Source organism: Variovorax sp. AB1(2024), from assembly GCF_037482385.2.
Classification (GTDB): domain Bacteria; phylum Pseudomonadota; class Gammaproteobacteria; order Burkholderiales; family Burkholderiaceae_C; genus Variovorax.
In genome coordinates this window covers 4,977,479-4,994,091 of record NZ_JBBHKP020000001.1, presented here as the reverse complement: position 1 = coordinate 4,994,091, position 16,613 = coordinate 4,977,479, and the positions used below count along the sequence as shown (strand labels likewise).

Sequence of the window (16,613 nt, the reverse complement as noted above, 5' to 3'; positions counted from 1 at the left end):
TTCCCTAGATCTTCAACGGCCGCGGGCACACGACGGCCACGGCCGCGGTGTTGCCGATGACCAGCACCAGCGTGCGCAGCATGTCGCACACCGGGTCCACCGCCAGGAACAGGATGAACGCCGCCTCGAAGGGCAGGCCCAGGTAGGTGCAGGTCATGCCGATCAGCGACACGGTCACCAGCCCGGTCATGCCCGCCGATGCGAAGCCCGCGAGCACCGACGACGTGAGCACGATGCCGATTTCCACCGGCGACAGCGAGCGCCCGTAGATCTGCGCGATGAAGAGCGTGGCGCACACGTAGTACACGACCGGCCCGATGCGCAGCAGCGACACCGTGAGCGGCACCAGCAGCTCGACCCGCGAGCGCGCGAAGCCCAGCCGCGTGACCAGGCTCTCGATCATGATCGGCATGCAGGTGGCGCTGCTGCGCGTGGCCAGCGCCAGCGCGAAAGGGCCGCGCAGCGCGTTGAGCGTCTGCCCCAGCGTGCCGTTGGAGCGCTTCCAGATGATCACCGCGGCCACCACCAGCAGCAGCACCGACACCACCAGGAAGGCCACCACGAAGGCGCCCATCGCCCGCAGCGGCTCAATGCCCGTCTTGCCCAGTTGCGCCGCGCTCATGCAGAACAGCACCACCGGCAGCGGAAAGCTCAGCCAGCGCATCAGCGTCTGGCAGGCGTGGTAGACCGTCTCCAGCGCCTGCGTCAGGCCGTCGGAGATGCGCGTGGGCACATGCCCCACCGCCAGGCCGAACAGCAGCGCGAACACCAGCGTCTTCAGCGTGTCGCCGTTGGCCAGCGCCGAGAAGATGTTGGCCGGCACCAGGCTCACCAGCAGGTCGGCGAAGCTGGCGGTCTTCTTGACTTCGTCCACGCCGCGCAGGTTCATGGCCGTGTCGCTGGCGCTCAGGTCGCCGCCGACGATCTGGCCGAAGGTCTGCATGGTGGTGCTGGGCAGGTTCTCGCCCGGGCGAAGAATCAGCAGCGTGGCCGCGCCGGCAATGGCCACGAAGGCCGAGAACGCCAGGAACACCAGCGCCACGCGGCCCAGCAGGCTGGCGGTGCCGCCGTCGCGAAACAGCCGCTGCAGGCTGAAGATCACGGCCGAGACCATGAACGGCAGGGTGATCATCTTCAGCAGGTCGACGTAGATGTCGCCCACGAAGCCCAGCGTGGTTGCCAGCGCGGGCGCGAGCATGCCGAAGGCGACGCCGGCGCCCAGGCTGATGATCACGACCCAGGGGTTGAGGACGAAGGCGTAGAACTTGGAGGAATTCATGATGGGTGCGAGTGCGTTGCGGCGGCTCAGCGGTCGAGCGCCTGCAGCACTTTCTGGATGTCCAGCTTTTCGGTGCGCTGGGCGAGGAACTGGTTGACGTAGGCCAGCAGCGTGGTGTCGGTCACGGCCACGCCGATGCCCAGCGTGTCCTCCAGGTCTTTCAGCGTCACGGTGCGCAGCACCAGCGACACGGTGGGGTCGGCCTTGAGCACGCGCTTGACCTCGAACTCGTCGCGGTAGGCGCTCACGATCTCGCCCTTGTAGAGGGCTGCGAGCACTTCGTTCCAGGTCGCGAATTCCTGCACCTTGGCGTGCGGGAAGTTGGTGCGCGCGTAGTCCGCGAACGACGACTTCGCGATCACGCCGATGCTGCCGTCGAAGTTGCGGATGACCTCCGGAAGCGGCCGCCCGCGCGAGAGCTGCGCGAACTTCACGCGGTTCAGGATCAGCGAGTGGTTCAGCGTGAGGTAAGCGTCGCTGAAGGCGATGGTCTGCGTGCGCGCCAGCGTGCGCGACAGCTTGCTGATGGCCAGGTCGGCCTGGCCGTTGGCCAGCAGGTCGACCACGGCGTTGAAGGTGCCGGCGTCGCGGTTGATGCGCAGCTTGACGCCCAGCTCCTTGGCCAGCGACTGCGCCAGGCCCACTTCGAGCCCGGTCCACTGGCCGCTGTCGTCGAAGAAGAAGAACGGCGGCGTGTCGACCTTGAGCATGGCGACCACCAGCTCGCCGCGCATCACGATGCGCGCGATGTCGGGCGCCAGCAGCCGCCCGTCGGGCACGCGCACGAGGCCGTTGGTGAGCACCGGCGCGGGGGGCGCGGCTGGCGCGTCGGCCGCGGGCGCCGCAGGCGCCGCCACCGGCGCTGCAACTGCCGGAGTGGTGAGAACACCCTGCGCCACGGGGCGTTCGCCCGCGGCGCCGGCGGCGCTGCTGGCGCACAGCCCGGCGAACGCCAGCAAGGCGGGGAGGGCAAGGCGGCGCAGCGCGACGTGCATGCCCGTGAGTTGTCGTGCGTTGTTCGACATGCTTGGAATCACTTTGGTCATTGGGTGGGGGCGGCGGGAGCCGGCGCGGGCGAAGGCAACGGCGAAGAAGAAGGCATCGGCGCGGGCGCCGCGACGGCGGCAGGGGCGGGCGTGGGCGCCAGCAGCTTGCCGATCTCGATGCCCATCAGGAACAGGAGGACGCACAGCAGCACCAGGCAGACCGCCGTGATGGCGACCATGCGGGAGCTCATCGTGAAAACGTATTGCGACATGGGGTGGGCGGAAATTGGCGGTGACCGGTTCAGGGAACCATGGAAGTGAATTGGCCCGGCACCACGACCTGGATCACGCCGCCCCAGTTGCAGGCGAGCTTGGAGCTGTCCTGCAGGGCGGGCATGTTGCCGAGCAGCACGGTGGGCGAGCCCGGCGCCCACGGCGCGGCGGTCACCGGAATGCAGGGCATGGGCGTGAAGGCGCCGAGCGCGGCGGCGGTGGCGGCCGCCACCATCGGGTTCGCCATGCTGTTGCAGGTGCCGAAGGGCAGGATGTTGACGAAGGGCTTGTTGTCCATGATGGTGGCCGCCGGCACGCTGCTGGTGACCACGCCGGCCACGGGCAGCACGCCGAGGGTGGAAGGCGCGGCGCCGAAGCTGCACTGCAGCGTGGCGCCCATGCACACATGCATTCCCATGGCTCAGCTCCCCCTCACGAGTTTTTCCAGGCTCTTCATGAAGCCCGGTGGCGCGGTGGCGGCCACGATCTCGCGGCCGGCGTCGTCGAAGCGGCGCGGGCTGCCCCAGGGCTTGCCCTGGCGGTAGGCGATTTCTTCCATCAGCTGGCCGTTGGGCCAGAAGCGCCGCAGCGGCCCGTGCAGCACGTTGGCCACGTAGGTGGACGACTGCGCCACGCCGCCGCCCGGCAGGTAGTCGAGCACCTCGCCGTCGAGCAGGCCGGCGCGGTAGTTTTCGCGCCGCACCATGCGGCCTTCGTGGAAGTAGGCGGCCTCGCCGTCGAGCCGGCCGGCCACGTAGCGCAGCCGCGCGCTGACGTCGCCCGACTCGGCATAGGAAACGGCCTCGCCGTGCAGCGCGCCGCGCACATGCGTCTGCGTCTGCATCAGCTTGCCGCTGGGGTGGTAGCTGCGCGTGACGCCTTCGGCCACGCCGCCCACGCGCTGGGTTTCCTGCAGCAGCTGGCCGCGCTCGTCGAACAGGCGCATGGCGCCGTGCGGCAGGCCGGCCTGGTAGGCCGCGTCCATCGCCGGCTTGCCCGGGGCCGAAAACACCTGCATCGGACCGTGCGGCACGTCGCCCAGGAAAGATGCGCGCACCACCATGCGGCCCGCATCGTCCACGGCCTCACGCACCACCGCGCCGGGTGCGGATGGAAGAGGCGAGGAAGAAGGAAGAGCCATGGCGTTCAATTGATCTTCACCAGCCCGCCCTTGAGCGTGACCATGCCGCCGCCTTCGACGGCGTTCATGCCCGACGCCTTGCTGCTGATCGACGGCGCCTCGTTCGACAGCGAGGCGCCGCCCTTGGCCGACAGCGCCACGCCGGCCTCGGCCTTGAAGTTGACGCCGGCATTGGCGCCCAGGTCGGTGCCGGCCTTCAGGTCCAGCGTCTGGGCCGACTTGATGAGCAGCGTGCCCGTCACGTCGATCACCAGGTTGCCGGTGACCTTGAGCTCGTAGTTGCCGGTGACGGTCTGCGTGAAGTTGGCCTTGTTGTCGTGCGTCTCGTTGCCGGTGACTTCCAGCGCGCGCGTGCCCTTGACCGAGTGGGTCTCGTTGCCCGTGTCGACCTTGACGGTGCGATTGCCCTTGGTGACGGTGTGGAGCTCGTTGCCGGCCATCACCGTGGTGGTCAGGTCGTTCTCGATTTCCGCCAGCATGTCTTTCTGCGCGTGCAGGTAGAACTGCTCGGCGTCCTTCTTGTCCTCGAAGCGCATCTCGTTGCCGGCTTCGCCGTTCTTGGTGGAGCGCGAGCGGAGGGTGCTTTGCGTCGACATGCCCGGCAGGCTCACCGGCGTGGGGTTGGTGCCGTTGTAGACGCTGCCCGAGACCAGCGGCCGGTCGGGATCGCCGTCGACATAGCTCACCACCACCTCCTGCCCTATGCGCGGCAGGAAGAGCGCGCCCCAGCCCTTGCCGGCCCACATCTGCGAGACGCGGATCCAGCACGAGCTTTTGTCGTCCTTCTTGCCCTGCTGGTCCCAGGGAAACTGCACCTTGATGCGCCCGTGCGCGTCGGTCCAGATTTCCTCGCCGGCCGGGCCCACCACCTGCGCGGTGTGGTTGCCCGCCACCACCGGCCGTGGCGTGAGGCGCTGCGGGCGAAACGGCAGGTCGGGCGGCAGGGTCTCGAAGCTGTTGCTGTAGTGCTCGCGATCGGCATGGTGCTGCACGCTGTACACCACATGCTCCACGTTGAGGTCCTCGCGCGGATGCTCCTGCAGCGTGAATGTGGTGCCCGGCGTCAGGTAGTGGCAGCGGCTGTCGCCGCGGCCCGACTGGCTGCCGGCCTGGCGCGCTTCCAGGCGGATGCGCGCACGCGCCGCGCCGGCGGCGGCCGCCACGCGCGAGGGGTATTCGTAGTCCAGGCCCTGGCCGGCCTTGCCGTCCTGCTGCTCCCGCAGGCTGGTGTCGGGCGTGAGGAAGTCGTAGTCGTCCACGGCCTGGGACTTGGTGACCAGCCGGGCGTCGGACTCGAAGCGGGTCACCGTGTGGGTATGGGCCAGGCCTTCCGCGCCGCCGCGCAGCAGCAGCGTGTCGGCGTGGGGGCAGGGCGCGTAGGCCACCTTGCTGTCGGCCAGCACGAGCTTGTGCTCGCCGTCCGCGAAGGTGAAGAAATAGAAGATGCCTTCCTCTTCCATCAGCCGGGAGACGAAGTCGAAGGCCGTCTCGTCGTAGCGCACGCAGTACTCGCGCTTGGCATAGGTGCCGCCGAGCTGCGAGTCGAAGGCCACGTTGAATTCGGTGAACACCTTCTCCAGGATCTCCACCGTGCTCAGGTTCTGGTAGATCACGCGGTCGCGGCCCAGCGTGAGCAGCCACATGCGCGGCACGAGCTCGAGCGAATAGGTCGCGAAGTCGCCGTGGCTGCCCAGGTAGGAGAAGCGCGAGACGATGCCGTTGAAGAAGCGGGTTTCCTTGTCGGGCCGCTGCATGGCCACGGTGGCCGAGGTGCCGATCAGGTCGGTGCCCTGCAGCGTGCTCAAGGGCGAACGCATGGTGAGCGTGCAGGCGAACAGCCGCGACATCCCCTCGGTGGCCTGGAAGGTGTCGAGCAGCAGGTCGTCCGGCCCGAGCACGGTCTTCACCGTCAGGAAGGCGGCGTGCTGGGTGAAGCCTTCGCGCATGTTCATGCGTCAGCTCAGCGTTGCGGGCTCGAAGCCGAAGGCGAAGGCGCCGCCGCCGTCCACGCCCATGTGCACGGCGGTGAACGCGGCGGCCATCGAGATGCGCTCCAGCACCTGGCGCGACAGCTCGGGCAGCACCGCATGGGCCAGGATGTGGTCGATGTTGCGCGCGCCGCTGTCCACCTCGGTGCAGCGCGCGGTGATGGCGTCTTCCACCTGCGCGTCCCAGGTGAAGGCGGCGTGGTGGTTCAGCGCGAAGCGCCGCGCCAGCTTGCCGAGCTTGAGGTTCACGATCGAGCGGATCTGCTCGTCGCCCAAGTGGTGGTACGGCACCAGCGCCAGCCGGCCGAGGAAAGCCGGGCTGAACTGCTTGAGCAGCTCGGGGCGCAGCCGTTCCACCAGTTCCTCGGGGTCGGGCCTGCGCCCGCCCTGCGAGGCCTGCGTGATCACGTCCTGCGCCGCATTGGAGGTCAGCAGGATCAGCGTGTTCTTGAAGTCGATCTGCACGCCTTCGCCGTCTTCCATCGTGCCCTTGTCGAACACCTGGAAGAACAGCTCCAGCACGTCGGGGTGGGCCTTCTCCATTTCGTCGAGCAGCACCACGCTGTAGGGGCGCCGGCGCACCGCCTCGGTCAGCACGCCGCCGCGCCCGTAGCCCACGTAGCCGGGCGGCGCGCCCTTGAGGCTGGAGACGGTGTGCGCCTCCTGGAACTCCGACATGTTCACGGTGATGACGTTGCGCTCGCCGCCGTACAGCAGGTCGGCCAGCGCGAACGCCGTCTCGGTCTTGCCCACGCCGCTGGGGCCCACCAGCATGAACACGCCCACTGGCTTGCCGGGGTCGTCGAGGTCGGCGCGGAAGGTGCGTACGCGCCGCGCGATGGCGTCGAGCGCATCGTCCTGGCCGACCACGCGCTCGGCCAGCTTCTCCTTCAGGTTGAGCACCGTGTGCAGCTCGTCCGTCATCATCTTGCCGACCGGAATGCCGGTCCAGCCGGAGATGACTTCGGCCACCATCACGCCGTCGACGCACACGGGCACCATGGGCTCGTCGCTCTGCAGCGCTTCCAGGCCCTTCTCGAGGCGGCGCAGCGCGGCGGTGAGCAGCGCGGGGTCGTTCTCCTCGTCGGGCGGCGGCGCGCCGTCGCGCAGGCTGTCGGCGATCTTGCGGCGCAGCGCGACGATTTCCATCACCGCGTGCTTTTCTTCATCGACCTTGTCGGACAGGCGCTTGTGCTTCTGGCGCAGCGTGTCGAGCCGCGCGGTGAGCGTGGCGATGGCGTCCTGATGGTCTCCACCGGTGGCGGCTTCGTGGCGCAGCACGCGCAGCTCGCTTTCGCCCGTGGCGATGTCGCGCGCGGCCGACTCCAGTTCGGCCGGCAGCCCGTTCTGCCCGATGGCCACGCGCGCGCAGGCTGTGTCGAGCACGCTGATGGCCTTGTCGGGCAGCTGGCGGCCGGTGATGTAGCGGTGCGAGAGCTTCACGGCTTCGCGCACCGCGTCGTCGATGATCTCCACGCCGTGGTGCTTCTCCAGCGTCTCGACCATGCCGCGCAGCATGTCGATGGCCACTTCCTCGCTCGGCTCCTCGACCTTCACCACCTGGAAGCGCCGTGCCAGCGCGGGGTCGCGCTCCACGTATTTCTTGTACTCGGCCCAGGTGGTGGCGGCGATGGTGCGCAGCTCGCCGCGCGCCAGCGCGGGCTTGAGCAGGTTGGCCGCGTCGCCCTGGCCTTCGGCGCCGCCCGCGCCGATGAGCTGGTGCGCCTCGTCGATGAAAAGAATCACCGGCGTGGGCGAGGCCTTGACCTCGGCGATGACCGACTTCAACCGGTTCTCGAACTCGCCCTTCACGCCGGCGCCGGCCTGCAGCAGCGCCAGGTCGAGCGAGCGCACCGACACCTGGCGCAGCGCGGGCGGCACGTCGCCCTGCACCACGCGCTGCGCGAAGCCTTCGACCACGGCCGTCTTGCCGACGCCGGCCTCGCCGGTGAGGATGGGGTTGTTCTGGCGGCGGCGCAGCAGCACGTCGATGATCTGGCGGATCTCTGCGTCGCGCCCGCGGATGGGGTCGATCGCGCCGTCGCGCGCGAGCTGCGTCATGTCGACCGTGTACTGGTCGAGCGAGGGCGTCGCCGAGCTGCCGCGTCGCGCGGTGGGCATCTGCAGCGGCGCCGCGCCCGCATCCGCGAGCGATGGCGCGGCCGGCTGGTTCGGTGCGGGTGCCGAAGCTGTCGGCGCGGCGTTCAATGCCGAGGCTGCCGCGTCTTCCGGCGAGGACTGCAGCAGGCCCGCGAGTTCGTCGCGCAGCGCGCCGCGCGGAATCTGCAGCAGCGCGGGCGCGGCGTCGACGAGGCGCCCGCGCAGGCGGTCCACCTCCAGCAGCGCCAGCAACAGCGTGCCCGAGCGGATGTGCTGCTGGCCCAGCAGCATCGAGCTCATGAGCCAGGCTTCCTGGAACAGCGGCGCGAAGTCGGGCGCCAGGCTGGGCGTGCGGCCGTTGCCGCGCTTGAAGGTGTCGAGCGACTTCTGCAGCTGGGCCTGCACGGTCTCGGGCCGGATGCCGAAGCGGCCGAACACCAGCCGCAGGTCAGGGGCGTCGTTGTCCACCAGCTTCAGCAGCAGGTGTTCGAGATCGACGTTGTAGTGCGTCTGCTGCACGCACAGCTCGGCCGCCTGTTCCATGGCGCGCTTGCATTCCGGGTTGAGCCGGCCGAGCAGGGTGCGGATGTCGATGTCCATGAGGAATGTGAGGCTCAGGCGCCGGCCGTGTCGCCGGCGTCGCTGGTCAGGGTGTGTTGAACGGGGGGCAGCGCGCCCCGGAAGGAAGGGCCGGCGACCCAGGAGGTCCAGCCCAGGCGCATCGGGTTCGCGGCGCCGAGCACGCTGCTGCGCGATTCGGCGGGCGCGAGTTGCAGCTCCATCTCGACCTTCAGGTCTTGCGGAATGAAGCGGCGCACCAGCCATTTGGCGAGCGCATGGTCGGCGCCTTGAGGCAGCAGGTCGCGCAGGCGCTGCTGGCTCAGGTTGCTGAAGGTGAGGCGGATGCCGGCGCCTTGGTCCCACACGCGCTTGCCGAGCACCGCGCCGCCGCCCAGCGGGGTGCGCATGTCCAGCCGCGCCGATGCGTCGGGCTCCAGCGCCAGCCAGCGGCCGCGGAACTGAGTGCCCTGCACCTGCACGCCGAGGCGGTCGCGCAGCAGCGCCAGCAGGGCGGTCATGCCGCGCGGTGCGCCGCCCAGCAGGCCTGCATGGCGCAGCCACAGGGCCGAGCCGTCGGGCGCGCGCACGCCGGAGCGCAGGCCCAGCGCGCTGGCGGCATCCAGCGTGGATGCCAGCGTCGAGCCTGCGGGCGACTGCGGGTTGAGCGCCACGTGGTGCTTGCGGCGGCTTCGGTACAGGAAGGCCAGGAAGCGGTGGTTGAAGATGTCGAGAAAGTCGGCCGTCGCATGGTCGCGCCGCTGCCGGCGCTCCAGCAGCATCTCGGTGACGGGCATCGGCAGCGGGCCGCCGCTGCCGCCCAGCGAGAGCGCGGGCGTGGTGAGCGAGAAGGGCTCGCCGGTCGGCGCGTCGGTGTCGACCTCGCGCACGTCGCTGGCCTCGAAGGCCAGCGTGACGAAGGCATGCAGCCGCACCGCCTCGCGTTCGCGCGGGCCCTGCGAGCGGCCGACGGGCACCGCGTCGGGCGCGGCGCGCTCGAGCAGGCTGATGGCCTGGAACAGGTTGAAGTCCTGCGGGCGGGCGCGGAGTTCTTCGATCACAGCACGACCTGCCGGCCCGTCATGGGCGCCCATTGCTTGCGCACCTCGTCGCCGTCGCGCACCACCAGGCGCACGAAGGAGTTCACCGACGTGTACATGGCGAAGAACCGCGCAAGCACGGCCGACATCATGAGAGGGGAGCCGCCGACGAAGGCGTCGTCCTCGAATTCGAGCGTGACCTGCGTGCCGCGGCAGTAGCCGCGCCAGGCCTCGGTGCCCACGTGGGCGGTGACGCCGCGCGCCGAGAGCCCGGCGATGCCGAGTATCTGGGCGTGGTCGCGCCGGCTGTCGGAGGCGAACAGCGAAAGCATTTCGCGCAGCTGCTTGCGGCCGGTGGAGCCGTCCACCAGCGACTGGTGGTTGAGCGTGAGCAGCGACACCAGCCGCCACAGCGTTTCGCTGCCCAGCGGCGGGTCGCGCTGCGCGGTGGGCTCGTACAGGCAGCGCACGCTGGTGGGCTGCGACGGGCCTTCGGCCACCAGCCGCGCGCCCACCGGCACCTGCTCGGCCAGCCGGCGGTTGGTGCACAGCAGGTGCGCGTACACCACCGGCTGCGCGGGCCGGCTGTGCGTCTTGCCCTGGTCGACGAAAGACAGGAAGACGTCGGTGCCGGGAATGTTCTGGCGCAGGCAGGGCTCGCGCCGCGCGGCCCAGAACACGTCGCCCTGCGCGCCGTCGACATGGCCGAGCGCAGCGAAGCCCGGCACGTTCACCGGCTTGTCGGCGTCCGGGTCGGAGGCGATCACCGAGACGATGGAATGCACCTCGGTGGTCGCGTCGCGCTGGCGGTCGGGCACCAGCATGTATTCGTAGTGGCGCTGGTCCATCACCAGCGGTTCGCTCACGCGCGGGAACAGGTTGACGATGGGCGTGCAGCCGAGCTGGAAGTTCCCGGCGTCCAGGTGCCGCAGCGCGCGCGTGGGGCGGTCGAGCTGGAACACCAGGTCGCAGCGCTGCCCGCGGCCCAGGCGCGAGCGCAGGTGGTGCAGGTCGAAGAAGTGGAACTTGCGCGGAAACGCGAAGTACTCCTGCAGCAGCCCGTAGGCGGGCTGTGCGTTGGCGGGCTGCGGCAGCACCTCTTCGCCTTCGGCGAAACCGACCTCGCGCCAGGCGTCGGCCGGCAGCATCCGCAGCGCGCCGCCCTCGGGCATGACGCCGACCGACTTCACGCCCGACACCAGCGCGTCGTACAGCGGCATGGTGAGCATCCAGTCGCCCTGCAGGTGGATGCGCAGGCTGTCGATCTCGAGTTCGGAGAAGTCGGTGCCGGCCTCGCATTCGAGCGTGAGGCGCAGCACCGCGTCGGTGTCGATGGCGGCATGCACGATGCGCAGCGGCCACAGCACGGTGTCCCAGGCGGTGCGGAAGCGGCACTCGCGCGACTGCGGTGCCTGGCCCGGCGCCGACGAAGGTTGCGCGTGCGCGGTGCGCGCATGCAGCATGGTGTGGCGCGGCACGGGAAAGCCGGACGTCACCTTGCCCTGCGCCGGGTCGAGCGCGAACTGCGCCACCGACATCGAGGGCAGCGGCTGCACCAGCGACGGGCAGAGGTTGTCGAGCAGCGCGTAGGCGACGTCGGGAAATTCCTGGTCGAGGTCGCGGTGCACGCGCGCCGAAAGAAAGGCGACCGATTCGATCAGCCGCTCGGTATGCGGGTCCAGCGATTCGCCGCCGTGCAGCGACAGCCGGGAGGCGACCTTGGGGTAGCGCTGGGCGAAGTCCGCCCCCTGTCCCCGCAGATAGGACAGTTCGCGCTTGTAGTACTGCAGCAGGTCGCTGTGCTGGATGTCGGACACGTCAGGCGACTTTCATCAGGCTGTCCGGCGTGCCGAGCAGCATCTCGAAGTCGACGCGGCGCAGCGCCAGGCCGGCGCGCGCCTGCGCACCGATGCGCACCCGCGCGACTTCATGCCGGTTGGGCGTGGCGCTCACCTGCACGCTCACGTCGCACAGGCGCGGCTCGTAGCGCTGCACCGCCTGGCGCAGCACGGCGGCCAGCTGCTGCAGGTCGGTGGCGTTCTGCGCGCTGAGCGAGGAGAAATCGGGAATGCCGTACTCCAGCACCGTGCCGCTGCCCTGCGCGTAGTCGGCCACCGACAGCGGCGAGCGCGTGTTGAACAGCTGGCGCAGCTCACGGCCGATGGAGTCCTGCACGGACTCCATCGTCTCCAGGTGAACCGCATGGGCGTGCTCGTACAGCGCCGACGCCAGCCGGTCGAACAGGGGCAGGACGCCCCCTTTGACAAGTTCGGACACGGTGGGCGCCGGACGTCAGCGTCGGGCCGTCACGCGACCGCGGTGTTCTTCGACAGATCCCAGCCGAACGGTGCGACGCCTTCCTGGCCGCCTTCTTCCTTCTGCTTGGTGTATTCGACCTTGATGGCCGCGTAGTTCAGCGAGATGCTTTCCTGCGGCAGGTCGCCGCCGCTGGACACCGAGAAGCCGCTGAGGATCACGTCGGTCAGGGTCACGACCATCAGTGGCAGCAGGCCGCTCTTGTCTTCGCGCGGGAAGGTGATGATGGTGTCGCCAGCGAACACCTCGCCGCCGGCGAGCTTCTGCATCAGCTGGGGCGTGGCGGAGTCGGTGGTGCGGGTCACCGTGATTTCGGAGAAGCTGGGCTTGCCCGCGGTGCGCTCCTGGTTGGAGGTGCCCGAGGTCACGGCGAGGCCGGCGCCGAACTGGAAGCTCTGGACTTCCATTTCGTCCTTGTGGCCCTCGATCTGGGTCTGTCCGGTAACGCCGGGCATCTTGAGGTAGATAGGCATGTGAAAGCTCTTTCAGTCTGTCTGTAGGTAGACGTGGATGTCGGGGTGGTCAGGCGGCCGCGGCCGGCAGGTCGGCCACCAGGCGGATCGAGGCCGAGAGTTCCTCGAGCTGGAAGTGCGGCTTCAGGAAGGCGATGGCGCGGTACGAGCCCGGCTTGCCCGGCACTTCGGTCACGTCCACGCGGGCCTGGCTCAGCGGGTACTTGGCCTTCATGGCCTGCGGCGCCGAGGGGCTCACCAGCACGTAGTTGGCCACCCAGTTGTTCAGGTGCTTCTGCATGTCGGCCTGCGTCTGGAAGCTGCCGATCTTGTCGCGCACGATCACCTTCAGGTAATGCGCGAAACGCGAGGCGGCCAGGATGTAGGGCAGGCGGGCCGAGACGGCCGCATTGGCGTTGGCCGCGTCCTTGTCGTACACCTTGGGCTTGTTCACGGTCTGGCCGCCGAAGAAGGCGGCGGTGTTCGAACCCTTGGAATTGACGATGGCGATGAAGCCCAGGTCGCTCAGTTCCTTTTCGCGGCGGTCGGTGATGGTCACTTCCGTCGGCGGCTTCAGTGCGATGTCGCCTTCGTCCGTCTTGTAGGCGTGGGCCACCAGCCCGTCGACCTTGCCGCCGCCCTCGACGCCGCGGATGGCCGTGGTCCAGCCGTACAGCGAGTGCGCCTGCGTGATGCGAAGGCCCAGCTGGTAGGCCGCGTTGGCCCACAGGTACTTGCCGTGGTCGGAGCCGTCCACGTCTTCTTCGTAGTTGAAGTTCTCGACGGGGTTGGTCTTGGCGCCGTAGGGCAGGCGGGCCGCGTAGCTGGGCAGCACCAGCGACACGTAGCGCGAGTCTTCCGATTCGCGGAAGCTGCGCCACGAGGCGAGCTCGGCGCTCTCGAAGGTCTTGGACAGGTCGCGCGGAATGCCGAGTTCGGTGAACGACTTGAAGTCGAACAGCGCCGGTGCGGCAGCCGCGATGAAGGGCGCGTGCGCGGCGGCGGCCACGCGGGAGACGCGCTCCAGCAGGGCGATGTCCTGCGGGTGGCGGCCGAAGTAGTAGTCGCCGATCAGCAGCGAGTAGGGGTGGCCGCCGTAGGTGCCGTATTCCTCTTCGTAGATCTTCTTGAAGAGCACGCTGGTGTCGTGGTCGACGGCGGTCTCCAGGTCCTTGAGCAGGTCCTTCTTGCTCACGTTGAGCAGGCGCAGCTTCAGGTTGCTGCCGGTCTCGGTGCCGAACACCATGTCGCGCAGGCCGCGCCAGGAGCCTTCGAGGGCCTGGAACTCGGGGGCGTGCAGGATCGCGTTGAGCTGGTCGGTCAGCAGGCGGTCGATTTCGGCGACGCGCTCGTTGATCAGGGTGACCACGCCCTTGTCGGGGCTGGTCTTCATGCCTTCGTCGAGGATCTGCGAGGCGAGCTGACCGATCAGCTTCTTCGCGTAGGCGCCCTGCGAAGGCTCGGTCGTCATCTTGCCTTCGTAGACGATCTTGTCGAGCAGGCTCATGTCACTGGTCGTGACGGTGGTACCTGCGCTGCCGGCTTCTGCGGCTTTGGATTTGTTGGCCATCTCTATCACCATTCAGGATTTGCCGGTTCGCGCCCGTGGGGCCGCGGCCGGCGTGGTTGATCACGCAGCCGGTGCTTCGGCTTCGGGGGACGTCTGGGTTTCCGCGGCGGCTGCCTGCGGGGCTGCGGCGGCGGGAGCGGCTTCGGCCTTGGCCTGGCTCTGGACGGCCTTGAGGTCTTCGGTGTTCTTCAGCACGTTCTCGAGCAGGTCGTCGAGTTCGTCGTTGCCGTCGAGCTTGGCCAGCAGGTCGCGCAGTTGCTGGCGGGCTTCGAGCAGCTTGGCCAGGCGGGGCACCTGGCTCACGATGGCTTCGGGGTGGAAGTCGCCGAATTCCTTGAAGTTCAGTTCGATCTTCAGGTTGCCGTCGCCCTTCATGGTGTCGGGCACCGACAGGTCGAGGCGGGGCGAGATGTTGCCGAGCACTTCGTCGAAGTTGTCGCGGTCTACCTCGACGAAGCGGCGCTCCTTGAGCTTGGGCAGCGGCTGCACCGGCTGGCCCGACAGGTCGGCCAGCAGGCCCACGACCAGCGGCAGCTCCTTCTTTTCGACGGCGTCGCCGATCTCGACGTCATAGGTGATCTGGACGCGCGGCGGGCGATTGCGGCCGACCCATTTTTGCAAGCTATTCGACATTTTTCGCTCTCAGAAAAGGTTGAATTGACAGGAACACACGTTGAAGTTTTCGGCGCCCTTCGCCCCGTTCGGCGGCGCGCTGCCCGTTGCCGTTACCGTCCCGGCATGCATCAAAGACGAACGGAAGATACAAATCGAGATATTTACTAACAATCCCCAGAATTGGGGAGGAGGCCTGTTTTCGAGAGAGAAAACTCAATCAAAACAAGGATGTAGCCCGGAAAAAGTTACATATATGAGAGCTTTGTCACAGAAATTGGTGACCAAATGCTAGGCCGATGGGGCGTGCGGCGCATCGGACCAAAGTCCAATGACAAGGGGCCGGGCGCGGCGCTATCGCGCGCGTGAGGAAAAAAAGCCTAGACCGGCTGTCGACCTCTTTTGGGGCGTAAATCGGGCTCGACGCTATTTCGCATGCACCTGAAAGGGGTTTGCGCCTCGAATTGGTTCACGAATCATGCAAAATGCAAGATTCGCATAAGGTTATGCACCAATTTGGAAAAGAGAAGGACTGGAATGAAGCACGCATCCGTCGGGGGTTTCCTGGCACATGTCGCCCAACGCAACCCCGGACAGCCCGAGTACCTGCAAGCCGTGACCGAGGTCATGGAAAGCCTCTGGCCCTACATCGAGCAGCACCCCAAGTACACCGCCCACAGCCTGCTGGAGCGGCTGGTCGAACCCGAGCGGGTGGTGATGTTCCGCGTGTCCTGGGTCGACGACCACGGCGAGGTGCAGGTCAACCGGGGCTTCCGCATCCAGCACAGCCTGGCCATCGGGCCGTACAAGGGCGGCCTGCGCTTCCACCCGTCGGTGAACCTGTCGATCCTCAAGTTCCTGGCCTTCGAGCAGACCCTGAAGAACGCGCTGACCACGCTGCCCATGGGCGGCGGCAAGGGCGGCGCCGACTTCGACCCGAAGGGCAAGAGCCAGGGCGAGGTGATGCGCTTCTGCCAGGCTTTCGTGAGCGAACTGTTCCGCCACATCGGCTCCGACACCGACGTGCCCGCGGGCGACGTGGGCGTGGGCGGGCGCGAGGTCGGCTTCATGGCCGGCATGGTCAAGAAGCTCACCAACCGCGCCGACTGCGTCTTCACCGGCAAGGGCCTGAGCTTCGGCGGTTCGCTGATCCGCCCAGAGGCCACCGGCTACGGCAACGTCTACTTCGCGCAGGAGATGCTCAAGCGCAAGGGCCGGGGCTTCGAAGGCATGCGGGTGAGCGTCTCGGGCGCCGGCAACGTCGCGCAGTACACCATCGAGAAGGCGATGGCGCTGGGCGCCAGGGTGGTGACGGTGTCGGATTCGAGCGGCACCGTGGTCGACGAGGACGGCTTCACGCCCGAGAAGCTCGCGGTGCTGATGGACGTCAAGAACCACCTCTACGGCCGCGTCAGCGACTATGCGCAGCGCACCGGTGCGCGCTTCGTGGCCGGCGCCACGCCGTGGCACGTGCCGGTCGACGTCGCGCTGCCGAGCGCCACGCAGAACGAACTCGACGAGGAAGACGCGCGCATGCTCGTGAAGAACGGCGTGGTCTGCGTGGCCGAAGGCGCCAACATGCCCTCGACCATGGACGCGGTGAAGGTGTTCGAAGGCCACGGCGTGCTGTACGCGCCGGGCAAGGCGAGCAACGCCGGCGGCGTGGCCACCTCGGGGCTGGAGATGAGCCAGAACGCCGCGCGCCTGTCATGGACGCGCGACGAGGTCGATGCCCGCCTGCTGCAGATCATGCAGGGCATCCACGCGTCGTGCCTGCACTACGGCGCGCGCAAGGACGGCAGCGTGAGCTACGTCGACGGCGCGAACATCGCCGGCTTCGTGCGCGTGGCCGACGCGATGCTGGCGCAAGGCGTGGTCTGACGCGACGCGCTCAGAGCTCGATGAATGCCGACGTGGCTTTGTTGAGTGCCAGCTTGCCCTTGGCGGTGATCGATTCCACCTGGGCCAGCTGACGGATGGCGCGCGCATCGGGTGCGCGGTCCGACGGGGGGATGAAGGCAGTTACCAGTTCGGCCGCACGCAGCACGCGCAACCTGTCGATGTCCGCGGGCGTGTGGATGACGTATGGCAATTTCTGCTCGGCGATGACCCGAAGAAATTCCATGGACATGAGCCGTCTCCTTTTGGGTTGAGGCGTTGACGGCACATTTTGCGCACAAACAATTAGCGTTGTCTAAACCCTGCGGCGCGCATGCCTTTCATCGCGTGTACCGAAGTGTTCCTTTGTTTGGTGGTGTGCGACGAAGGTGCCAGTTTGTTTGCGGGCGCAACCGCTCG

General features: G+C 68.1%; 15 protein-coding genes. 1 reads left to right on the top strand and 14 read right to left on the bottom strand.

The window, feature by feature from the left end:
* Nucleotides 1-4: 4 nt before the first annotated feature.
* The 13 genes from WIX39_RS23395 to tssB are packed head-to-tail and all read right to left on the bottom strand — an operon-like array spanning nucleotide 5 to nucleotide 14,336.
* On the bottom strand, nucleotides 5-1,279 hold the full coding sequence (locus WIX39_RS23395) for a dicarboxylate/amino acid:cation symporter (RefSeq protein ID WP_081271735.1): 1,275 nt from the start codon (nucleotides 1,277-1,279) through the stop codon (nucleotides 5-7).
* A gap of 26 nt (nucleotides 1,280-1,305) precedes the next feature.
* Entirely contained in the window at nucleotides 1,306-2,304 is a 999-nt protein-coding gene (locus tag WIX39_RS23390; protein WP_106937734.1) for an ABC transporter substrate-binding protein, read from the bottom strand.
* A gap of 17 nt (nucleotides 2,305-2,321) precedes the next feature.
* Entirely contained in the window at nucleotides 2,322-2,537 is a 216-nt protein-coding gene (locus WIX39_RS23385) for a hypothetical protein (RefSeq protein ID WP_409195963.1), read from the bottom strand.
* A 29-nt stretch (nucleotides 2,538-2,566) separates the two neighbouring features.
* Entirely contained in the window at nucleotides 2,567-2,956 is a 390-nt protein-coding gene (locus WIX39_RS23380) for a DUF4280 domain-containing protein (RefSeq protein ID WP_106937336.1), read from the bottom strand.
* Nucleotides 2,957-2,959: 3 nt separating this feature from the next.
* Nucleotides 2,960-3,679, bottom strand: a complete 720-nt coding sequence (locus WIX39_RS23375; protein ID WP_409195962.1) for a toxin-antitoxin system YwqK family antitoxin — start codon at nucleotides 3,677-3,679, stop codon at nucleotides 2,960-2,962.
* 5 nt (nucleotides 3,680-3,684) lie between these two features.
* A complete protein-coding gene (locus WIX39_RS23370; RefSeq protein ID WP_409195961.1) occupies nucleotides 3,685-5,631 on the bottom strand; it encodes a type VI secretion system Vgr family protein in 1,947 nt (648 codons plus the stop codon).
* Nucleotides 5,632-5,634: 3 nt separating this feature from the next.
* Nucleotides 5,635-8,367 carry a type VI secretion system ATPase TssH gene (tssH, locus tag WIX39_RS23365; RefSeq protein WP_409195960.1) on the bottom strand — a complete coding sequence of 911 codons (2,733 nt, stop codon included), beginning with the start codon at nucleotides 8,365-8,367 and terminating at the stop codon, nucleotides 5,635-5,637.
* Nucleotides 8,368-8,381: 14 nt separating this feature from the next.
* A complete protein-coding gene (gene tssG, locus WIX39_RS23360; protein WP_409195959.1) occupies nucleotides 8,382-9,386 on the bottom strand; it encodes a type VI secretion system baseplate subunit TssG in 1,005 nt (334 codons plus the stop codon).
* Nucleotides 9,383-11,173 carry a type VI secretion system baseplate subunit TssF gene (gene tssF / locus WIX39_RS23355; RefSeq protein ID WP_409196361.1) on the bottom strand — a complete coding sequence of 597 codons (1,791 nt, stop codon included), beginning with the start codon at nucleotides 11,171-11,173 and terminating at the stop codon, nucleotides 9,383-9,385. Before tssF ends, tssG begins: the two co-directional genes overlap by 4 nt.
* Nucleotides 11,174-11,183: 10 nt before the next feature.
* Nucleotides 11,184-11,642 carry a type VI secretion system baseplate subunit TssE gene (gene tssE / locus WIX39_RS23350; protein ID WP_409195958.1) on the bottom strand — a complete coding sequence of 153 codons (459 nt, stop codon included), beginning with the start codon at nucleotides 11,640-11,642 and terminating at the stop codon, nucleotides 11,184-11,186.
* Between the two features lie 29 nt (nucleotides 11,643-11,671).
* On the bottom strand, nucleotides 11,672-12,154 hold the full coding sequence (locus WIX39_RS23345; RefSeq protein ID WP_081270798.1) for an Hcp family type VI secretion system effector: 483 nt from the start codon (nucleotides 12,152-12,154) through the stop codon (nucleotides 11,672-11,674).
* A gap of 49 nt (nucleotides 12,155-12,203) precedes the next feature.
* Nucleotides 12,204-13,703, bottom strand: a complete 1,500-nt coding sequence (gene tssC / locus WIX39_RS23340; protein ID WP_106937737.1) for a type VI secretion system contractile sheath large subunit — start codon at nucleotides 13,701-13,703, stop codon at nucleotides 12,204-12,206.
* A 60-nt stretch (nucleotides 13,704-13,763) separates the two neighbouring features.
* Entirely contained in the window at nucleotides 13,764-14,336 is a 573-nt protein-coding gene (tssB, locus tag WIX39_RS23335; RefSeq protein WP_081270796.1) for a type VI secretion system contractile sheath small subunit, read from the bottom strand.
* A gap of 516 nt (nucleotides 14,337-14,852) precedes the next feature.
* Here tssB and gdhA point away from each other — a divergent pair.
* Nucleotides 14,853-16,196 carry an NADP-specific glutamate dehydrogenase gene (gdhA, locus tag WIX39_RS23330; protein WP_409195957.1) on the top strand — a complete coding sequence of 448 codons (1,344 nt, stop codon included), beginning with the start codon at nucleotides 14,853-14,855 and terminating at the stop codon, nucleotides 16,194-16,196.
* A gap of 10 nt (nucleotides 16,197-16,206) precedes the next feature.
* Here gdhA and WIX39_RS23325 read toward each other — a convergent pair whose 3' ends face one another.
* Entirely contained in the window at nucleotides 16,207-16,446 is a 240-nt protein-coding gene (locus WIX39_RS23325) for a hypothetical protein (RefSeq protein ID WP_007829428.1), read from the bottom strand.
* Between the last annotated feature and the right edge of the window lie 167 nt (nucleotides 16,447-16,613).

Bases quoted from the DNA above. Each gene is read 5' to 3' on its own strand.
- WIX39_RS23395 (WP_081271735.1), bottom strand. From the start codon at position 1,279: ATGAATTCCTCCAAGTTCTACGCCTTCGTCCTCAACCCCTGGGTCGTG.
- WIX39_RS23390 (WP_106937734.1), bottom strand. From the start codon at position 2,304: ATGTCGAACAACGCACGACAACTCACGGGCATGCACGTCGCGCTGCGC.
- WIX39_RS23385 (WP_409195963.1), bottom strand. From the start codon at position 2,537: ATGTCGCAATACGTTTTCACGATGAGCTCCCGCATGGTCGCCATCACG.
- WIX39_RS23380 (WP_106937336.1), bottom strand. From the start codon at position 2,956: ATGGGAATGCATGTGTGCATGGGCGCCACGCTGCAGTGCAGCTTCGGC.
- WIX39_RS23375 (WP_409195962.1), bottom strand. From the start codon at position 3,679: ATGGCTCTTCCTTCTTCCTCGCCTCTTCCATCCGCACCCGGCGCGGTG.
- WIX39_RS23370 (WP_409195961.1), bottom strand. From the start codon at position 5,631: ATGAACATGCGCGAAGGCTTCACCCAGCACGCCGCCTTCCTGACGGTG.
- tssH (WP_409195960.1), bottom strand. From the start codon at position 8,367: ATGGACATCGACATCCGCACCCTGCTCGGCCGGCTCAACCCGGAATGC.
- WIX39_RS23345 (WP_081270798.1), bottom strand. From the start codon at position 12,154: ATGCCTATCTACCTCAAGATGCCCGGCGTTACCGGACAGACCCAGATC.
- tssC (WP_106937737.1), bottom strand. From the start codon at position 13,703: ATGGCCAACAAATCCAAAGCCGCAGAAGCCGGCAGCGCAGGTACCACC.
- tssB (WP_081270796.1), bottom strand. From the start codon at position 14,336: ATGTCGAATAGCTTGCAAAAATGGGTCGGCCGCAATCGCCCGCCGCGC.
- gdhA (WP_409195957.1), top strand. From the start codon at position 14,853: ATGAAGCACGCATCCGTCGGGGGTTTCCTGGCACATGTCGCCCAACGC.
- WIX39_RS23325 (WP_007829428.1), bottom strand. From the start codon at position 16,446: ATGTCCATGGAATTTCTTCGGGTCATCGCCGAGCAGAAATTGCCATAC.